18 protein-coding genes are annotated in these 18011 nt (G+C 47.5%); 10 read left to right on the plus strand and 8 right to left on the minus strand.

Going from position 1 to position 18011, the window contains the following annotated elements; genetic code table 11:
- Window positions 1-120 precede the first annotated feature (120 nt).
- Window positions 121-975 (plus strand): manganese catalase family protein, encoded by an 855-nt coding sequence (locus HP401_RS18975; RefSeq protein ID WP_173606130.1) that lies wholly within the window; start codon window positions 121-123, stop codon window positions 973-975.
- Window positions 976-1042: 67 nt separating this feature from the next.
- Here HP401_RS18975 and HP401_RS18980 read toward each other — a convergent pair whose 3' ends face one another.
- Complete coding sequence (locus HP401_RS18980; protein ID WP_173606131.1) at window positions 1043-2029, minus strand: hypothetical protein; 987 nt, start codon at window positions 2027-2029, stop codon at window positions 1043-1045.
- Window positions 2019-2597, minus strand: coding sequence for a sigma-70 family RNA polymerase sigma factor (locus tag HP401_RS18985; RefSeq protein ID WP_173606132.1), 579 nt, complete (start codon window positions 2595-2597; stop codon window positions 2019-2021). Before HP401_RS18985 ends, HP401_RS18980 begins: the two co-directional genes overlap by 11 nt.
- A 187-nt stretch (window positions 2598-2784) precedes the next feature.
- Between HP401_RS18985 and HP401_RS18990 the strand changes: the two genes are divergently transcribed.
- From HP401_RS18990 to HP401_RS19015, 6 genes are all read left to right on the plus strand, one after another.
- Window positions 2785-3513, plus strand: a complete 729-nt coding sequence (locus tag HP401_RS18990) for an amino acid ABC transporter ATP-binding protein (RefSeq protein WP_173606133.1) — start codon at window positions 2785-2787, stop codon at window positions 3511-3513.
- 33 nt (window positions 3514-3546) lie between these two features.
- Window positions 3547-4398, plus strand: a complete 852-nt coding sequence (locus tag HP401_RS18995; protein ID WP_173606134.1) for a transporter substrate-binding domain-containing protein — start codon at window positions 3547-3549, stop codon at window positions 4396-4398.
- Window positions 4399-4494: 96 nt separating this feature from the next.
- Window positions 4495-5148 carry an amino acid ABC transporter permease gene (locus HP401_RS19000; protein WP_173606135.1) on the plus strand — a complete coding sequence of 218 codons (654 nt, stop codon included), beginning with the start codon at window positions 4495-4497 and terminating at the stop codon, window positions 5146-5148.
- A gap of 15 nt (window positions 5149-5163) precedes the next feature.
- Window positions 5164-5814 (plus strand): amino acid ABC transporter permease, encoded by a 651-nt coding sequence (locus HP401_RS19005; protein WP_012684947.1) that lies wholly within the window; start codon window positions 5164-5166, stop codon window positions 5812-5814.
- A 76-nt stretch (window positions 5815-5890) separates the two neighbouring features.
- Window positions 5891-7159 carry a sensor histidine kinase gene (locus HP401_RS19010; protein ID WP_041749792.1) on the plus strand — a complete coding sequence of 423 codons (1269 nt, stop codon included), beginning with the start codon at window positions 5891-5893 and terminating at the stop codon, window positions 7157-7159.
- A 3-nt stretch (window positions 7160-7162) separates the two neighbouring features.
- Complete coding sequence (locus HP401_RS19015) at window positions 7163-8080, plus strand: response regulator (RefSeq protein WP_173606136.1); 918 nt, start codon at window positions 7163-7165, stop codon at window positions 8078-8080.
- A 56-nt stretch (window positions 8081-8136) separates the two neighbouring features.
- On the opposite strand, the gene HP401_RS19020 is transcribed toward HP401_RS19015, so the two are convergent.
- The 4 genes from HP401_RS19020 to HP401_RS19035 are packed head-to-tail and all read right to left on the minus strand — an operon-like array spanning window position 8137 to window position 11561.
- Window positions 8137-8862, minus strand: a complete 726-nt coding sequence (locus HP401_RS19020; RefSeq protein WP_173606137.1) for an ABC transporter ATP-binding protein — start codon at window positions 8860-8862, stop codon at window positions 8137-8139.
- A 4-nt stretch (window positions 8863-8866) separates the two neighbouring features.
- The gene (locus HP401_RS19025) at window positions 8867-9673 is read right to left on the minus strand and encodes an ABC transporter permease (protein ID WP_012684951.1); all 807 of its coding nucleotides are present in this window, start codon (window positions 9671-9673) and stop codon (window positions 8867-8869) included.
- A 17-nt stretch (window positions 9674-9690) separates the two neighbouring features.
- On the minus strand, window positions 9691-10272 hold the full coding sequence (locus tag HP401_RS19030; RefSeq protein WP_041749285.1) for a nitrous oxide reductase accessory protein NosL: 582 nt from the start codon (window positions 10270-10272) through the stop codon (window positions 9691-9693).
- Window positions 10269-11561 (minus strand): right-handed parallel beta-helix repeat-containing protein, encoded by a 1293-nt coding sequence (locus HP401_RS19035; protein ID WP_173606138.1) that lies wholly within the window; start codon window positions 11559-11561, stop codon window positions 10269-10271. The genes HP401_RS19030 and HP401_RS19035 overlap by 4 nt, the downstream gene beginning before the upstream one ends.
- Window positions 11562-11930: 369 nt before the next feature.
- Here HP401_RS19035 and HP401_RS19040 point away from each other — a divergent pair, with 369 nt between their 5' ends.
- Together HP401_RS19040 and HP401_RS19045 are read left to right on the plus strand one after the other, a co-directional pair.
- The gene (locus HP401_RS19040; RefSeq protein ID WP_064201762.1) at window positions 11931-12242 is read left to right on the plus strand and encodes a hypothetical protein; all 312 of its coding nucleotides are present in this window, start codon (window positions 11931-11933) and stop codon (window positions 12240-12242) included.
- Window positions 12243-12315: 73 nt separating this feature from the next.
- On the plus strand, window positions 12316-13890 hold the full coding sequence (locus HP401_RS19045; RefSeq protein WP_173606139.1) for an FMN-binding glutamate synthase family protein: 1575 nt from the start codon (window positions 12316-12318) through the stop codon (window positions 13888-13890).
- Between the two features lie 180 nt (window positions 13891-14070).
- Here the strand turns inward: HP401_RS19045 and HP401_RS19050 are convergent, their stop codons facing one another.
- Together HP401_RS19050 and HP401_RS19055 are read right to left on the minus strand one after the other, a co-directional pair.
- The gene (locus HP401_RS19050; protein ID WP_012684957.1) at window positions 14071-14601 is read right to left on the minus strand and encodes a peroxiredoxin; all 531 of its coding nucleotides are present in this window, start codon (window positions 14599-14601) and stop codon (window positions 14071-14073) included.
- Between the two features lie 75 nt (window positions 14602-14676).
- Window positions 14677-15558 carry a hypothetical protein gene (locus tag HP401_RS19055; RefSeq protein ID WP_173606140.1) on the minus strand — a complete coding sequence of 294 codons (882 nt, stop codon included), beginning with the start codon at window positions 15556-15558 and terminating at the stop codon, window positions 14677-14679.
- Window positions 15559-15813: 255 nt separating this feature from the next.
- On the opposite strand from HP401_RS19055, the gene HP401_RS19060 reads away from it, so the two are divergent.
- Window positions 15814-17901 carry a TerD family protein gene (locus HP401_RS19060; protein ID WP_173606141.1) on the plus strand — a complete coding sequence of 696 codons (2088 nt, stop codon included), beginning with the start codon at window positions 15814-15816 and terminating at the stop codon, window positions 17899-17901.
- Window positions 17902-18011: the final 110 nt, after the last annotated feature.

Consider the following 18011-nt stretch of genomic DNA (forward strand, 5'->3'; position numbering starts at 1 on the left):
ACTGTTTTACAAAGTAGTCGGGTTTATTCAAGTACCGTTTTCTTGCTCTTTCCGGTTAAAGTAGATCGTCATCATCCAAACTAAAACGTAGCATTCTACTTTGGTGGGAGGTCATGCCTTTTGTACTTTTACAAGGAAGATTTGATTAACATGATTGTTCCAGATAAACCAGACCTGGCGGCAGCTAAAGTCATCCAGGAGATTTTGGGTGGTCGTTTTGGAGAAATGCGCACCATGATGCAATATTTTTTCCAGGCTAACAACTTCCGTGGGAATGCCATTCCGTATCGTGATTTGCTACGGGGTGTTTTTTTGGAAGAAATAGCGCACGTGGAGCTTGTACAGCACACGATTAATCAATTGCTGACGGGGAGTGGTGAAGAGGTTCCCGGTAATGCGGGGGTTGACGGAGCACCGCTTGATGAGGCAGTCAAGCACGCGAACCCGCACCATTTTATCGTGGGTGCGCAAAGCTCCTTACCCGTCGATGCAGCAGGAAATCCATGGATGGGGAATTATGTGTATAATCATGGCAATTTGATAAGTGATCTTCTCGACAACCTGGTGCTGGAATCAACCGGTGTCCTGCAAAAGTCACGCATTTACGAAATGAGCTCGAACAAAACATTCCGTGAAACGCTTGCTTTCCTAATCGTTCGGGATAACGCCCATCAAAACGCCTTCGCAAAGGCATTGGAGACATTAGGCGTGAACTGGGGCAAGCTGTTCCCTATCCCCAACTACGACATAAACAAGTATCCTGAGTGCCGCAAGTATGTAGAAATGGGCTTCCACAATGCTCAATTCAATTTCCGATTGGATAACACTCGTATTGGAGAAATCTTCAACGGACAGTCGCCGAGTAGAAATGGCGGCAGTCTGGAAGTAATTCCCCCACCTGAGGGCTTCCCGGTTCCTATCATGCCGGAACAGCCAAATGAGCACAGTCCAGGACTGTATGATCTGAATGCGTAATAGTTTAAAAGGGAAAAACCAGTCATCGCATAAAGAGCGTTGAACTGGTTTATCTTTTTTCATATTGTTACTGCTGGCTTGCTTTTGCAGCCTGGACCAGCATTTCTTTGGAAACGGTTGGCGAATCGGTAGCTATACGATACATAATCGGTTGCTCTCCATCTTGATCCAACCAAGACAGCTCTTGATACTGACCGGATTCACTAAACAAGAACTGGTCGTTTTTCGTGTAATGCGCTTTTTTTCCGCTGACAGTTACTGCATCGTATTTCGTTGTTTCTGGTGTGCTCAATTGTACATCTAGCTGTTCTTTCGGGAATTTCTCTACCGTAACAAAGATACGTTCTTTTTGCTCGTTCTCATACAGACTGGTATACGCTTCGATAGGAGAAGTCGCTTGTGGAACGACTTTCCATACGACATTTTTGCCTGTTTCCTTGCTTTCTTCTTGAAGCTCATGCAGCCACTGCTGTCCTTCTTGACCCATCATGACACCGTATGGGGTACCCTGTTTGCCTTCAAGGAAGGAAAAGCTGTCAGGAAGCTGGTGTGGCAAGGCATGTGAGAGAGAAGCTTCTTCACTGAGGACGGCAGTCCATGCTTTCCAATCTTTCACCACATCCGGCTTTTCGATGCCGATCATGGGGTTTTGTTGAAAGAGAGGGTGCTTCTCTTTTTCAAGCGCTGCGAAGTAGACAAGGGCAGTTTCGCCTGTTGCCAGTTTGTTCTCAACGTTTGCCAATTCCAGACGTATTTCTTTAGGGGTTATTTGTGTCAATGTAAAATCCTTACTTGCTTGAACTTCCATTTGGACAGAGCCTTCATCAATTTTGTACAACAAGCTGTGTGTCGCATAACCAAAACCAGTAGTCAGGGCGAAAGCAGCTGCAACATGTACCAGCTTTGGGCGAAAGCGCATCCCTTTGTGCAAACGCCGCTTGCCAGCGAACTCCTTTTTGGCTAATCGTTCGATTTTGCTATCCAATGCAGGATCAATGTGGACCTTCCCTGCTGCCAACTCATACTCATTTCTCAGCTTTTTTTCAATGAACATGAAAAGATGCCTCCTCAGGATTGATTCGATGCTCAAAATGCTCTCTCAACTTTTTCATCGCCAAGTGATGTCTCGATTTCACCGTTCCGAGCGGGATTTGAAGAATCGCAGCAATTTCCTCCAAGGAACAGTTCTGATAGTAACGCAGTACGACGATTTCCTTGAGCTTGAAGGATAATTTCTCTACGGCAGGAATGACTTCCAGCTCATCACTGATTGCCCCCAGCTTATCCTCCATACCTGCAACAGGTGCTTCGTAGCCTTTTTCCTTTACCCGCTCCAGCAGGCGGAATCTTCTCCAAATGCTCCGATTCCAGTTGCGAACCTGCCGCACAATCAAGCCGTTGAACCATGGGATAAAGGGCTGCTCCACATCGTACCTGTGGATGCTTCGAATCAACTCCACGTACACTTCACTCATCATGTCGTCTACATCCTGTTTGTGTGGCGCCAGAAAATAGATCAGATTGTAGGCGTACGTGCGAGTTGCTCGATAGACTTCTTGAAAAGCTTCTTCCTCTCCTTGGCGCATCCGGATGAGCCAAGGCTTTACATTTTCCTCTTTCATAGGCCGGCCTCCATTCAGGTCTTACATAATATATTGGCTCCCATTTGCCTGGGAGGTTCACTTCGTTTTTTTATTGTGTGTTATTAGAAAATTTTAAACAGAAAAACTTTTCTTTGTCTTTTTCAGTAGTTTTGAGTAGTTCGACATTAGTATACAAAATAAGACATAGAGCAAGGGGGATTTAAGGTTGATTAGTTTTCATCAAGTAAATAAACATTACGGAAACTTTCATGTCCTCAAGAACATCAACCTGCATATCAACCAGGGAGAAGTCGTCGTGGTCATTGGCCCGTCAGGATCGGGTAAAAGCACGATGGTTCGCTGTATCAACAGATTGGAAACGGTTACAGACGGAGAGCTGGTGGTAGACGGGGTGAAAGTGAACGATAAAAACACCGATATCAACAAGCTGCGTCGGGACATCGGCATGGTGTTCCAGCACTTCAATCTATACCCGCATAAGACCGTACTGCAAAACATTACGCTGGCACCAACCAAGGTACTGGGCGTATCGCAGAAGGAAGCCGAAGAAACGGCTCTCTACTATTTGGAAAAGGTAGGGATTCCGGAAAAGGCGGAAATGTTCCCAACGCAACTATCTGGCGGTCAACAGCAACGAGTAGCAATTGCGCGTGGACTGGCCATGCGACCAAAAATCATGCTGTTTGACGAGCCGACCTCTGCACTGGACCCCGAGACAATCGGAGAAGTGCTCGATGTCATGAAGAAGCTGGCGAAGGAAGGCATGACGATGGTGGTCGTGACGCATGAAATGGGCTTCGCCCGCGAAGTCGCAGATCGCATCGTGTTTATGGATCAGGGCACGATTCTCGAAGATTCGACACCAGAGGAGTTTTTCGCAAGTCCGCGTGAAGAACGTGCGCGTTTGTTCTTGAGTCGGATTTTGAATCACTAAAAAAAGAAAACAATAGAGAAAAGGGGTATTCAGATGAAAGCAAACAAGCTGTGGAAAAAGGTAGCAGGTATGGGTCTCGTTCTGATGCTGAGCGCAACTGCGTTGGCAGGCTGTGGTGGAGGTAGTACAACAGAAGGCGGCGCAAAAGGTACACCAGCTACAGCAGGTACAGGCACATTGGCAAAAATCAAAGAAAGAGACAAATTCGTAGTCGGAGTGAAGTACGACCTGAATTTGTTCGGCTTGAAAGACCCGGCAACCGGAAATGTAGAAGGCTTCGATATCGATATTGCGAAAGCGATCGCAAAGAAAGTACTCGGGGACGAAAACAAAATTGAGCTGAAGGAAGTAACCTCCAAAACGCGTATTCCGATGCTGAAAAACGGAGAAATTGACGCGATCATCGCAACGATGACCATTACAGAAGACCGTAAAAAAGAAGTAGACTTCTCTGATGTGTACTTCCTGGCAGGTCAATCTTTCTTGGTGAAAAAGGACAGCCCAATCAACGGTCTGAAAGACATGCAAAAAGGCATGAAAATCGTGACCGCAAAAGGATCTACTTCTGCGAAAAACATCAGAGCGAGTGCTCCTGACGTAGAAGTACTGGAATTCGAAAACTACGCGGAAGCCTTCACAGCACTCAAAGCTGGTCAAGGTGACGCGCTGACAACTGATAACGCTCTCCTGTACGGCATGGCGAAGCAAGATCCGAACTACCGTGTAACAGAAGAGACCTTCACGGAAGAGCCATACGGTATTGCAATCAGCAAGGGTGACGCTGAATTCGTGAAAACCGTGAACGATCTGCTGAAAGAAATGAAAGAAAACGGTGAATACGACAAGATTTACGAAAAATGGATCGGAACAAAACCTAAAAAATAATGCGGTTCGACTCCATAAAGAATGAGCGGTTTACTCTGCCGCTCATTCCCTTATATTCCTAACAGAATTTTGCACACAAGGAGGATCGCATAAGAGATGATCGATTTTTCTATCTTGTTTGATCACATGGATATGTATCTCAAAGGCTTTTGGAACACCTTGCAGGCGAGCCTGCTTGCTCTCGTTGGGAGCTTTGTACTGGGGACGCTCTTTGCGATCTTTCGGATTTCTCCGATTCGACCACTCAAGTGGATCGCTACGGCATACATCGAGTTTGTGCGTAATATCCCGTTGATTCTCGTCGTTTTCCTCTTTTTTGTGGGCTTGCCGGCCATTGGTATCATACTGGAGCCTTTTATTGCAGGTACGCTTGGCTTGACAGTGTATACCGCAGCATTTATCGCAGAGACGATCCGCGCAGGCATTCAGGCGATTCCAAAAGGACAGACAGAAGCCGCTCGTTCCTCGGGATTGACGTACGGACAAACGATGCGCTATATTATTTTGCCACAAGCGATCAAGGTCGTGATCCCGCCGATGGGCAACCAGTTTATCAATCTCGTAAAAAACTCCTCGGTATTAGGTGTGATTGCAGGTCTTGACCTGATGTACTATGGAGATCTGATTGCCGCTGATACGTTTGTTACCTTTGATGTGTACATCTTTGTAGCTGTTTTCTATCTGATTCTGACCCTTCCGTTGAGCGCGTTCGTCAGTTATTTGGAGCGACGCTTGGCTGGAAGCCGCTAAGGAGGAGGGGACATCATGGACTTTACCGGAGCATATGCGCCCAGTCATTTGACCTTCCTGCTCGAAGGCTTTTTGGTCACTTTGCAGGTCGCTTTCTTGTCAATTGTCTTCAGTTTTACGATTGCGATTATCGTAGGGGTTTTGCGTTACGCAAAAATTCCCGGAGTCTCACAAGTTCTCGGGACAATCGTAGAGCTGATTCGTAATTTGCCGCTCTTGTTGATTATTTTCTTTACGTATTTTGCTCTCCCGGAAGTGGGAATCAAGCTGGACAAGTTTTGGGCTGCTGTTTTGGCGTTGGTTATTTTCGAAGCAGCGATGTTATCGGAAATTGTGCGAAGCGGTTTAACTTCGGTCGAAAAAGGACAGATTGAAGCTGCACGTTCCTCAGGTCTGAATTATGTCCAGACACTGTGGCATGTTGTCCTTCCGCAGGCTCTCAGAAGGATGGTTCCGCCGATTGTGAGCCAATTCATTTCGCTCTTGAAGGATACGTCGCTGGCTGTCGTAATCGCTTTGCCAGAGCTGATGAACCATGCGCAAATCATCAACGGACGCAATGTTAACTACGTTATTCCGACCTTCCTGATGGTGGCAGTGATGTACTTTGTCGTCAACTACGCGCTGTCAGTCGTCTCCAAGCGACTGGAAAATAAGCACGCGTAAGCGTTTTATCTTTGCAGATCTCCGATTCTTAGTAAAATAAGAATAGGAGATCTTTTTCCGTGTGAAAGGAGCAGCTATGCGAGAACGCCTTTTGATCCTGTTTATTATCATGCTGGCAACTGCTTTTTTTGGAGAGATGAAGGTAAACCCCGTAGGAGGGTCTTTTCGTTTTTCCTTGGGCATCGCTGCTTTCTTTTTCGGATTGCTGTGGTTTTCGTCCGTACCTGTATTGCTGACGGGTTTTTTTACAGGGACGTTTATCTTCGGATTTCGCGTCGGTATGGATGTCTTTTTTGCGTACCGTCCATACATGGAGAGTGTGGCTGCTCATCTTCCCTCCGCCTTTTACTATTTCAGCTTTACGGTTCTGTTTTATTTGCTCCGTGCGCGAAGGTATCGCGAGTTTCCTCTATGGTTAGGGCTGATAGGTGCATCTATTGATTTCATCTCCAATGTGGTAGAGATCCAAGTACGACAGTATTTCACTGATTTTCCGCCGATCACTTGGCAGAGCTTTTTGATGCTTCTCTTCTTTGGGGTCTTGCGTAGCTTTTTTGCTGTTGGTTTGTACAACAGCTTTTCGATCAGGCAGTTGCGGGCAGTGGGAGAGGTGCGTCAGCAAGAGTTGGAGCGTCTGCGGATGATCAATACGGAGCTGTATGAGGAAGCCTTTTACTTGCGAAAATCAATGACGCATTTGGAGGAAATCACGCGCGAGAGCTACCAGCTCTACAGGCGTCTGCTCACCTCGGAGCATGCGGAATCCCCGACAGCCTTGGCGATTGCCGAGAATGTACATGAAGTAAAAAAAGATTCGCAGCGGATGCTGGCGGGGATTTCCAAGCTAATCAATCAGGAGGGACTAGCACCACAGCTGCCGATCAAAGAGCTGTGTGAGTTGGTTGCTCGGGCGAATCAGAAGTACGCAGAGATGTTGGGAAAGGATATTCAAATCGAGTGGAGCTGTCACATCAACCTGTCTACCAGCCAAATCTATGCGCTGCTCTCCGTGCTAAACAACCTGGTAGCCAATGCAGTAGAGGCGATTCCCATGTCGGGACGGATTGAGCTGAATGTGAAGCTGATTCATCGTCATCTGGTGTTCAGTGTACTTGACAGTGGTCCGGGAATCCCGCTGGAAGAGCAGGAATGGGTGTTTCAGCCCGGGTATACGACGAAATACGATGAAAAGGGAAATGCATCTACCGGAATTGGACTGACGCATGCCCGAGGAATTGTCCAAAGCCTACAAGGAAGCCTGCGTATTTTACCTGATCAGAAGCAAATGACGCACTTAGAAGTGCAAATTCCGACTGACCAATTGCTCGGAAAGGAGGGAGTGTAAGCAATGATACGTTTCTTTTTAATTGAAGATGATGCCGTAGTGCGCCGCATGCTCGAACGGATTATTCAAGACAGCGGGTTGGGTGAAATTGTAGGACAAGCCAGCGATGGCAGTCACGTTTCGATTGATCTACTGTATGGGGTCGATGTCATTTTGATCGACTTGTTGATGCCGGGACTCGATGGCATCCAAACGATCAAAAAGTTGCAGGCAGATGGCTTCGCGGGCCGCTTCATTATGGTGTCACAGGTGGAGAACAAGGAAATGATCGGGGAGGCTTATTTGCAAGGAATTGATACCTTTATTCAAAAGCCGATCAACCGCCTTGAAGTCATGGCTGTGCTAAAGCGGGTATCGGATTACTTGACGCTGGAAGCCTCTCTGCAAACCATCCGCAAATCCTTGCAAATCCTGGATGTCAAAGCAAAAGAACCACATACCAGCGGCTTGAAAAGTCAGTCATCCGATCAGGATATTCTGGCACAAAAAGCGAGAAAGCTGCTGTTGCAGCTAGGGATCGCAGGTGAGGCCGGGGCTCCCGATCTGCTATTGATCATGGAATGGCTCGTACAGGATGAGCGGCAAGGAGACAAACTGCACGAATTGCAGCTCAAGGAACTGTACACACAAATTCTGCTGAAGGTGCATGCTAGCCTGAATGAGCATGGCATTACCAAAGAGGTGCGTGCTATGGAACAACGGATTCGCCGGATGGTCCTGCAAGCCTTTACGCATCTTTCCTCATTGGGGTTGACCGACTATGCCAACCCGACCTTTGAACACTTTGCACCACGACTGTTTGACTTTCAAGAAATTCGCCAACGGATGCAAGAGCTGGAGGCGGGTGAAAAAACGACGAAGTGCCGGATTAGTGTGAAAAAGTTTTTATCGGTCTTTTATATGGAAGCGAAGGCGCTATAAATAGCAAAAACGCGGGAGTCGATCTAAACGATCAAATCTCTCCCGCGTTTTTTTATTCATGCCTTTGCCTGATTTACAAGCTCGGAAAAAGCACCATACAAACCAATTGCCCCATACTGCTGCTGGTACTCCTTTATCGACCCATCACGCACGATTTTCCCATTCATCAAGAAAATTGCCCGATCCGCTACCGCATCTGCCACCTGCAACTGGTGTGTCGTAAAGAGAACGGATTGACCCGCTAGCTTTACTTCCCGCACGAGATCGACAAATGCATCCATCCAATACGGATCGAGTCCGTTGGTCGGTTCATCGAGAACAACGAGTGCAGGCTTTGCCAATATCGCTTGGGCAAACAAGAGACGCTGCTGCATGCCTTTGGAGAACTGAGACACTCGTTTGTTTCTCACTTCATGCAGTCCCACCATTTTCAGCAGCCGATCCGCCTCTTCGGCGGTGCGATTGCGCAGGGAAGCGTAAAACTCGAGCGTTTCTTTCGCGGTAAGTCCGGCAGAAAACGTAAAGTGATCCGGCATATAACCGATTTCTTGAAGATACTCTACGCGATTATCGTTCCAGTTTAACCCGTTGAGCTGAATGGTTCCCGAAGAAGGCGGGAGAATACCGACCAGCATCCGCAGAATCGTACTTTTCCCTGCGCCGTTCCCGCCGCATAGGGCGACGACTTGGCCGGGTGGAATGTTCATACTGAATGGGTGGACGATTGTTTTCCCATTGATTTCCTTAGCGACCTGGTCGATGGTAAGTCCTAACGTATTCATTACATTACCTTCTTTCCCATACCCGGATGGCTATGAACAAGGTCGCACTGATCCAGAGCAGACTGAGTGTGACAAAGATGAGATCACCAAGCGGAGAATCAGCCCAGTACACCCATTTGTAGTATTCAGGTCCAAAGATCGAGCCACCGCCTAATCTGGCAACGGAAAAGATTCGTACAAACTCCGCTGGGTTGAGAAACGTTGCGAGCTGAAGCAGAGGCTTGATCCATGTATAAGGGACGAAGCTGAGCACAGAGATGAGAAGAGTAGGCCATGCCAGAATATAGAAGAACCAGATGCTGACTCCCATCGTCAAAGCCTGCCAACGGTTTTTACTAATGGCGCCAATCAGCATGGCAATTCCCAAAAATAAAAGAATGAGACAGATGGAAAAGGCAAGCAAAAACAAAAGTGTCGAGAATGCAAAGCTTTTTCCTAACAGCATACCAGCTACACCAGACAACCCATACCCGAAGCTGACGATCGCAACTAACACGAGTGCTTGTCCCAAATATTTCCCCACCAAAAACGAAAAGGTCGTCATGGAGTAGGTAGAGAGGAGCTGCCAGCTTCCCTCTTCTTTTTCCGCCGTCAAGGAAAAAGAGGAGAGAAGCATCGTCATCAGTGGCAGCAAATACAAAATCAGATTCAGCATGGTACCTGTCGTATACGTATAACCCTTCATGTAGGACTGCGATTGGATAATCAAGAGCCCCAAACTAAACAGGGAGAACAGAGCCATAAACGAGTAGGACCATGGATTGCGAAAGCCTACCTTCACTTCTCGTTTGGCAATCAGATTGATGTGCAAAGACTCCACTCCCTCTGTTAGTTATGTGTGGTTGGGGTAGTACTATTGCTGCCGTGATCGGCTGGCTTGCTTTCGTGACCGCCATGATGTTGACCTTCGGAAGACTGACCGTCTTTGTTCATGTGCTTGCTCATGCTATTTTCCCAGCTATGATTTTTCAACTCATCCGCACTCATGACAATACCTTTCTTTTGTTCCTGAACGAAGCTGTCTGCAGCAGACTTCTCTTTGAAAGAGTAGATGCCATATGTCATTGGCGTTTTGAAGTCTTTGTCGTAAGCGTAGGTAGCTTTCTCTGCTTTTGTCCATTCTGCTGTGTAGTAATCGCGGACAAATTGTACAGCCACGTTATCGGTTCCATTCTCTTTCATCCAGTTGTTCATGCAGCCGAGATCATCGAACTTCAGTGCTTTTCCATCTTTTAAGACGATTTCAGTAGCATTGTAATCGTTAGGGACATGCATTTTGCAAAGGTCGCATTTGTCTACGCCTTCCGCGATATCCACAGGTTTCGGCTCTTCGCTTCCGCAGCCGACCATAAGCAGGCTAATGCCGAGAATTGCTCCGATTGTTGTACCCCATTTTTTCATTTTGTTCATGATTTTCTCACTCCTATATAAATGATGGAACAGCTTCCTACTAACAAGATAAGTCCAAGAATGCCTGCACCCCAACTGCTCGTTTCCCCGGATTCAAGTAGCACGGTGTCCGAGGGTTGCATTAAAGGAGATGCGTCCTTGATTGCTGAACCGGCCCCACTTGTAAACAAGCCTTCCAGAAACACAAATCCAGGGGCTTGGAAAAACAACTGATAGGCAGGAACCGCATCGGTCAAACCTAGGTAAAAAGGATTCATCTCGTACGGCAAATCACTGCGAGAATCCCCGTTTACATCGAGTCCTTGCAGATTGTCCCAGTAGTTTTTGTTTAAGTTGTTGTTCTGACTATCCTGGGCTTGCGCTTGGATGACGTTGGAGACGAATTGATTATCGGTTAATACGTTGTCAGAAGAGGACAAAAACTGCATGCCGATAAAGTTGAGACTGAGTAAATTGTTTTTAACCGTAATACCGGATGATTGCTCTAAATACAGTCCAACGCGGTTCCCCTCAATCGTGTTGTTTGCAATCAGCGTATCCTGTACGGTAATGAGAAGAATTCCTTGCGAACCAGGATTTTTTTGCTGTTTCAAAAATTGGTTCCCGGTAACCGTCAATTTGCGCGACTCCATAAGCTGGGAGCCTGTCACATTTTCCATTCCAATGTTGTTGATGACCGTCGTATCAGAGGTGCCCATGAAATGATAGCCGTACCGCGAGCTCGTCACCAGATTTTGTTCCAGATGGTTTCGATCGCTATTTTCGACGTAAAAGCCATCTTCGACATTCGTCACCTGATTTTTAATGAAACGGTTATGATCCGATTCACGCACGTCGATTCCGTTTCCTCGTCTGGCTTTTTCCGTTTGCTTTGGCTTTACTTCAGGCTGTGCTCCGTGATTATGTCCAGAACTGGTCGTTGGGCTGCCATCACCTTTGATTTTTCCGATGACTTGAACGTTGTGCAGCGTGTTGTAGTCTGCTTGCCGTAATTGAATACCGATCCCTTTCGTTTCAACGATGACATTCTCGAGAAAGTTTTGATCGCCACGGATGACAAGAGCGGCTACGTCACTGTTGATTCGCTTGTCCACGATATGGATTCCTTGCACGCTCACATTGTCGCTTTCAATCGTGAGCGTTGCCTCTTCTTCGGTCGGATTGATGATCTTCACTGGATCATTGGCTACCAATTGAATTGGCTTGGTAATGCGGATCGGACCTTTGTACAAACCATACGGGATGGTAACGGTATCGTTAGGGCGTGCTTGATCAATCATCGCCTGCAAGGAGTCAGTATCCGCAGGCGTCGCCTTTGCTGCGGTAGGCAGCTGTAGAGCAACGATACAAATGACGGAGACGAAAAGTAGCGGGAGAGATAATTTTCGATTGTTCCATCGTAATGACAGGGTGCATCCTCCCCTATTCCACTAGAGAGCTCTCTTGTTTATTGCCGGATCATCGGCTGCTAGCTACATTTAGGATAACAGCCTCTTTTCATTTTCGTATGACTCAACCGGGCTATAAAACGTGTCAAAAAACGCAACGATTATGAAAAAATGGAAGGATCGAGAGGTTTACACCTGAGGTGGCATTGTACAATCGAAGCGGTCATACTAAATGAGAGAGAAGGAAGAGACGAAAAGGAGAGACGATAAATGGATACAAACATAGAAAAAGCACTGCGTACGACGCTGGAATTTTGGAATCGGATGAAAAAGAGCCACGAGGACGACGCGGAGGACGATGCGAATCAGTTTGAGGCCTCGTTTTACCGCATGATGGATCACATTCGCGAGTGGTACGATCAGTTGGAGACGAAGCCTGATACGGTAGAGGATGCACTGCTTCTTCCGGACATGGCAGAGGTTGCAGAGCAGCTGCCTGTAGAGATCATGCTGAATTTTGAAACGGAGCTGGAATTAATCGTAGATGGGCAAATTCGGGAGGATGATGAGAAATACGATTAAAAACAGAGAACTTGTTGCATCCTATCCTTGACATGATTTACTAGAATATTGTGTTTGGGGAGGATAAGCACAAGTGGTACCTACTCTGTTATGCGTTATTATCATCATCCTTCTTCTGCCACCAATTGTATTTTTTGGATATATGTACGCCTTGTCTAAACAGCCGAAGCACTCCATTATTCGTTCCCATCCTTTTTTGGGGTGGATGCGTTATTTGCTGGAAAAGCTCGGGCCTGAGTTTCGCCAGTATTGGTTTGAATCGGATACAGAAGGGAAGCCGTTCTCCCGTTCTGACTTTGTCGGAATGGTTTATGCGGCCAAGTACAGGACCGACCTGATCTCGTTTGGTGGAAAACGTGATTACGAGAAGCCCGGCTTCTATTTGTCCAATGCGATGTTCCCGAGGCTAACGAGTGAGCTGCGGGTAGATAATGAAAAAGTCGTCCCTGGAAAAAAGTATGAGATTACCCATGAGGGACTGTTTACAAGAAGAGAAAAGTTAATCGAGGAACTAGAGGTTAAGCCGTGGATGCTACATGACGAGGATGTCATTGTCGTGGGCGAAAACAGAAGGCAGCCCTGGCGGCTAAAAGGGATGTTCGGTGCTTCAGCTACCTCCTTTGGAGCAGTGGGAGAAAACTACATCATGTCCGCTGGGTATGGGGCACGTATGGCAGGCGGTTCTTGGATCAATACAGGTGAGGGTGGCGTTGCAGAAGTTCACCTCTCTACAGGTGTAGATATTATTTCGCAAATCGGGCCGGGGATGTTTGGCTTCCGTGATGACAAGGGCAAGTTTTCCATCGAAGAATTCAAGAAAAAGGCAAGTATCCCGAACATCAAAGCGTTCGAACTGAAATTTCATCAAGGGGCCAAAATACGCGGAGGGCATCTTGAGGGCGCCAAGGTCACGGAAAAAGTCGCAGCAGCAAGGCTGGTACCTGTGGGACAAACCGTTAATTCACCGAACCGCTTCGAGTTCCTCAGCAATCCGGATGAAGCCTTGCGTTTCATCGGTAGTTTGCAGGAGGCGGGAGGTAAGCCGGTGGGGGTGAAAATCGTCGTCGGCGATCCAAAGCGGTTGGAGCATTTTTTTGAGAAAATGCTGGAGCTGTCCATATACCCGGATTTTATTACGGTTGACGGCTCTGAGGGCGGTTCAGGCGCAATGTTCAAGGCAATGGCAGATGGAATGGGCTTGCCGCTGTTCGCCGCGCTCATCATTCTCGATGATACGATGCGGAAATTCGGTGTCCGGGACCGCATCAGGATTTTTGCTTCCGGCAAGCTCGTTACTCCTGACAAAGTAGCGATCGCCATGGCATTGGGGGCGGATTGCGTCAACTCCGCGCGAGGTTTCATGATTGCAACTGGCTGCATCATGGCGATGCAATGCCATACAGGTAAATGTCCGACAGGAGTCACTACGACGGATTCCAAATACCAGGAGGCGCTGGTTCCAGCAGAAAAGCAGTGGCGTGTCATGAACTATATTTTGCAGTTGAGGGAAGGCTTGTTCTCGCTGGCGGCAGCATGTGGTTTGGAGAGCCCGACCGAGCTTCGGAGAGAGCATGTTGTGTTTACCAACGAAAGCGGGGAGACTGTGCGTGTGGTTGACTTGTTTCCGTACCCGGTCGCGTCTAGATAATCATTTACAGAGAAGATAAATAATGGTATGGTGAAAGAATCAGGCTATAGTACACCTTCCTTCTAACCCAATCCGATATTAGGGGTACTGCTTTCCTGATTTTTTTATGCCTATTAAAAAATGAAAAAGGCCGTATGATCCTGTGCAAGTGATCATGCGGCCTTTGTTTATGTCTAGTGGCTAGGAGATCGTGTTTTGTCCCGGCTTCCAGTCCATTGGGCACAGTCCGCCTGATTGTAGAGCTTCGATCACACGGAGCGTTTCATCTACGCTTCTGCCAACCTTGGAGTTGGAGATGACTGCGTATTGCAGGATGCCTTCTGGATCGATGATGAAGCTGCCGCGCAGCGGAGCTTTGGTTGCTTCGTCCAGCACACCGTATGCCATGGTCGCTTCTTTGCTGTAGTCAGAAGCGAGAGGGAAGGAGAGTGGACCGATGCCTTCACTTGCTCTCATCCATGCTTTGTGTGTATGTATGCTGTCGCCGCTAATGCCAAGCACCTCGACATTTAAATCCGTGAACTCCTTGATCCGGCGATTGAGGCTGAGAATTTCGGTCGGGCATACTTTCGAAAAGTCAAACGGATAAAAGAACAAAAGAAGCCATTTTCCACGATAGTCTACCAAGCTCTTTGGCAGGGGAAATCCGTTGTCAAATGTCACGGTGTCCATCGTAAAATCAGGTGCAGGAAGTCCAATACGTGCTGTCATAGTCCGATCTCCTCGTTTCTGATACCGTATGTCAGGTACTGGTAACAAAGTATCACGAATGATAAGGAGAATCAATTAGTTCTGAATATCAGAAGTGTGGAGCTTTTTTGCATCGTTCTTTTGGAGAAGGAAGAAAACGATTGGAATAAAGGAAACCAAGAAACAACAGGCGGCGATAATCGGAAATGCGGACATTTCCAAAACAGCACGACCGAGATAGGTTTGCCAGCCGATTGCAGCCAAACCGAGCAAGTAGGCGATGCCCGTGAGATGGATGAATCCAGTACGAGCAGTGGATACATGCTTTTTACGTTCCGCTAACCAAGCGACAAAAGGTACTGCTTGCAGAGCATGAAAACCAATGCCATGGAGCCAAATGATATTCCCTTCCTCGCCGACCACTCGACCATAGTTGAATGAAATCCAGAGGCCTGCCGCAAACGAGAGCATAATCGCAATCATGGCATAGCGGATGCCAATGGCTAGCTCTGGGTGTAGGGAATAAGCTTTTCTTCGGAAAAACTGAATGGCAATGAATACATAAAAGAGGACCAGGAGAAGAGCCACAAAAGTAAAAATGGAACCAACGGCGACGTCGAAGGGTGTACCATTTTTGACGAACCTCGGGTCCACACCGCGGAAGTTTTGTACGGTTTCCGCTCCGTAAGAATAGAGAGCAAGCGGGATATAAGACCAGCGAAAGAAAGCTCTACTTCGCGTGCCGAGGGCAGATAACGGAATGATTGCAGCTGTCGTCAATAAAAATATTCCGAGTGCGGCATTAAAGGAAAACGCTTTCGAGACATCGCCATTGGGAGCGACGGGTCCCCCGTATAGCATGACCCAGATTGCGCAAATGGCAGCGAGTAAGAAGCCGAGCAAGCCGGTGTACACTAACCATTTCTCCCCTTGAAAGAAAGGGGGTGCTGAATGACTTTTCCTAACAGATTGCTTCATGAATCGAGTTCTCCCTCCAGTAAAGTTTTGGTACTCTGCTACTCACTTTACAGGGATGAAGAATGCGGAATAACGGGCAGCGGGATGAAATCGAATTAGGACTGGGGACGGATTTATGTCTCGTTCCTGAGGAGAGCTTTACCATCAGGGAGAATTGAAGTAAGATGGTTAAAAATTACAAAAAGGAATAAAAAATCAGGCTATTGTACACCTTCCTTCTAAGCGAAAGGTTTCCTGATTTTTTTCGTGATGCCAATGAAAAATCAAATCTACCTTCGCCGGAAAAATAAAATCATCGTACATCAGGGGCAGCATGAACTGCCTACCTCTTATTTAGCTGCGGCTTTGCGCAATATAGAGAGCTTGGGCTATACTTTTTCACTGGAATTGCTAGAAAGAATCCGGACGCTGTCGGAAGGAGAGTTTTTTGCGCTCTATTCGGATGTGGTAGCTGTGCTAAAAGTAAAGATCGGGGCATCCCGCCAGTACAAGCCGATGTATCCGAATTTTCCTAAGCAAGTCATGGAGGCTAGTGAGGGTGAGTTGTTTGTAAATGCGATCATTCATTATTTGACATTGGATCTTCCTGTGCACGAAGTGAAAAAACGTTTGCCTTTGCTAAGAGAATCTCGCCTGAAGCTGATTCATTTGGGCACAGATGAAGAGCTGCTGCAGGTAGGAATGAATTTGCTGCGCGCCAATAGCTCATTGTCTGCTACTGATAAGGAAGACTTGGAGGGCTTGATTCAGGCCTATGAAGGAATCGCAGAAGCTCTGCCAGCAGAAATTCCTCAAAAGGAAAACGTGGCGATCGCTGCTAGCCTGCTGCTCAAGTATGACCAGCTTCCTGCTGCTTTTTTTGCCCATTATTACAAGACCGCAACAGATGTATTGCGTCTGGCAGTGGCGCTGTCTGGTGGAGATGTGAGCTTGGCAGAGCCTGCAAAATTTCGCAAGTTCAAACGCGGGGAAAGAAGGCTACTCCTTAGCCTGCTGGAAGCCAGCTCGAATATCGTAGAAGACATGAATCGTTACAAAAACAGATGGATTCGTCTCGGGGAAATCTTGCATCCGTTTGAATATAAGGATCGCTATCCGAAAGCGGCAGAAGCATTCGATATTTTGCGCAACAATCACAAGATCGAGACGTTCAATAGCCAAGTAGAGAAGGCGCTGGTCCGTGCGGATGTGAATACGGCGATCAAGCTGCTCGAACAGCGCCCAGGGGAATTCGCCCGTCGTCTGGATCATTTGTTGCGTTTGACGGAGCAGGGGAGCCCAGTTCTTACTGCCTTCGAGAAAATTGCGGATGGTGTATCGACTCCAGTTCTTTTGCAAGTCATGAATCACTTCGACAAACGGGATAGCTACGGGGAATGGCGGACCTTTTTTCCGAAAGGGCAAGTGGCGAAAGTACAGGCAATCGAAAACCGAGTGCCAGGCTTGCAAGAGGACAGTAGACAGAAGGCAGCGGACATTTGCCGGACATCATTGTTGAACCGTTTTGCCCAATTGCCGTCGCTGGGCAACGTCTATATTGATCCGCGACTACAGGAGCATCTCGTTCCGTTTTCGATGCGATCCGCCAGCAAGGCATTGCGCACGATTGCACGCGGCTCCCGTCTATCGATCCCGGATGGAGGAACGATTCGCTTTTTCCTGTGGTGGAGGGAAGGGATCGTCAACGATGTCCCTACAGGCAGAGTCGATATCGATTTGTCTGCCGTACTCTATAACAAAGACTGGAAGTACATGGAGCATATTTCTTATACCAATCTGCGTTCCGACAAGTATCAAGCGTACCATAGCGGGGATATTGTGGAGGCTCCCGAAGGCGCGTGCGAGTTCATCGACATCGGAATTGATTCTGTCATCCGCTATGGTGGTCGATATGTCGTAATGAACCTGTATTCGTTTTCGAGTCAGCCTTTTTGCGATTTGCCTGAATGCTACGCAGGCTGGATGATTCGGTCGGCGCCACAGACAGGAGAAATTTTCGAGCCGCAGACGGTACAGGACAAGATTGATCTCGCCGCAAACACGCAGATTTGTATCCCGGTCATTCTGGATCTCGTGGAGAGAAAAGTGATTTGGACGGATATCGCTCTGAATTCCGATCCGCGTTTTGCCAACAATGTGGAGTCCAATGCCGGAGGGGTGGAGCTGATGGGAAGAGCGCTCACCTCGTTGGTGAAGCCTACCCTGCATGAGTTGTTCATGCTTCATGCACAGGCGAGAGGGACGCTGATTGATCAAGCAGAAGAGGCGGATACGGTATTTTCCTTGGAGGAAGGGATTACGCCGTTTGATACGGAGATCATCATGGCGGATTTTATGCAGTAAGGTTAGGGGAGTGTAAGGCTTGGATTCGGTATTGTACCGGACTCAAGCCTTTTTATTTTGTCTATTCTAGCTGAAAATTTTTCTCCTATGTTCATGGAAATTTCAAATAA

Source organism: Brevibacillus sp. HB2.2, assembly GCF_013284275.1.
In the GTDB taxonomy this organism is placed as follows: Bacteria; Bacillota; Bacilli; order Brevibacillales; family Brevibacillaceae; genus Brevibacillus; species Brevibacillus brevis_D.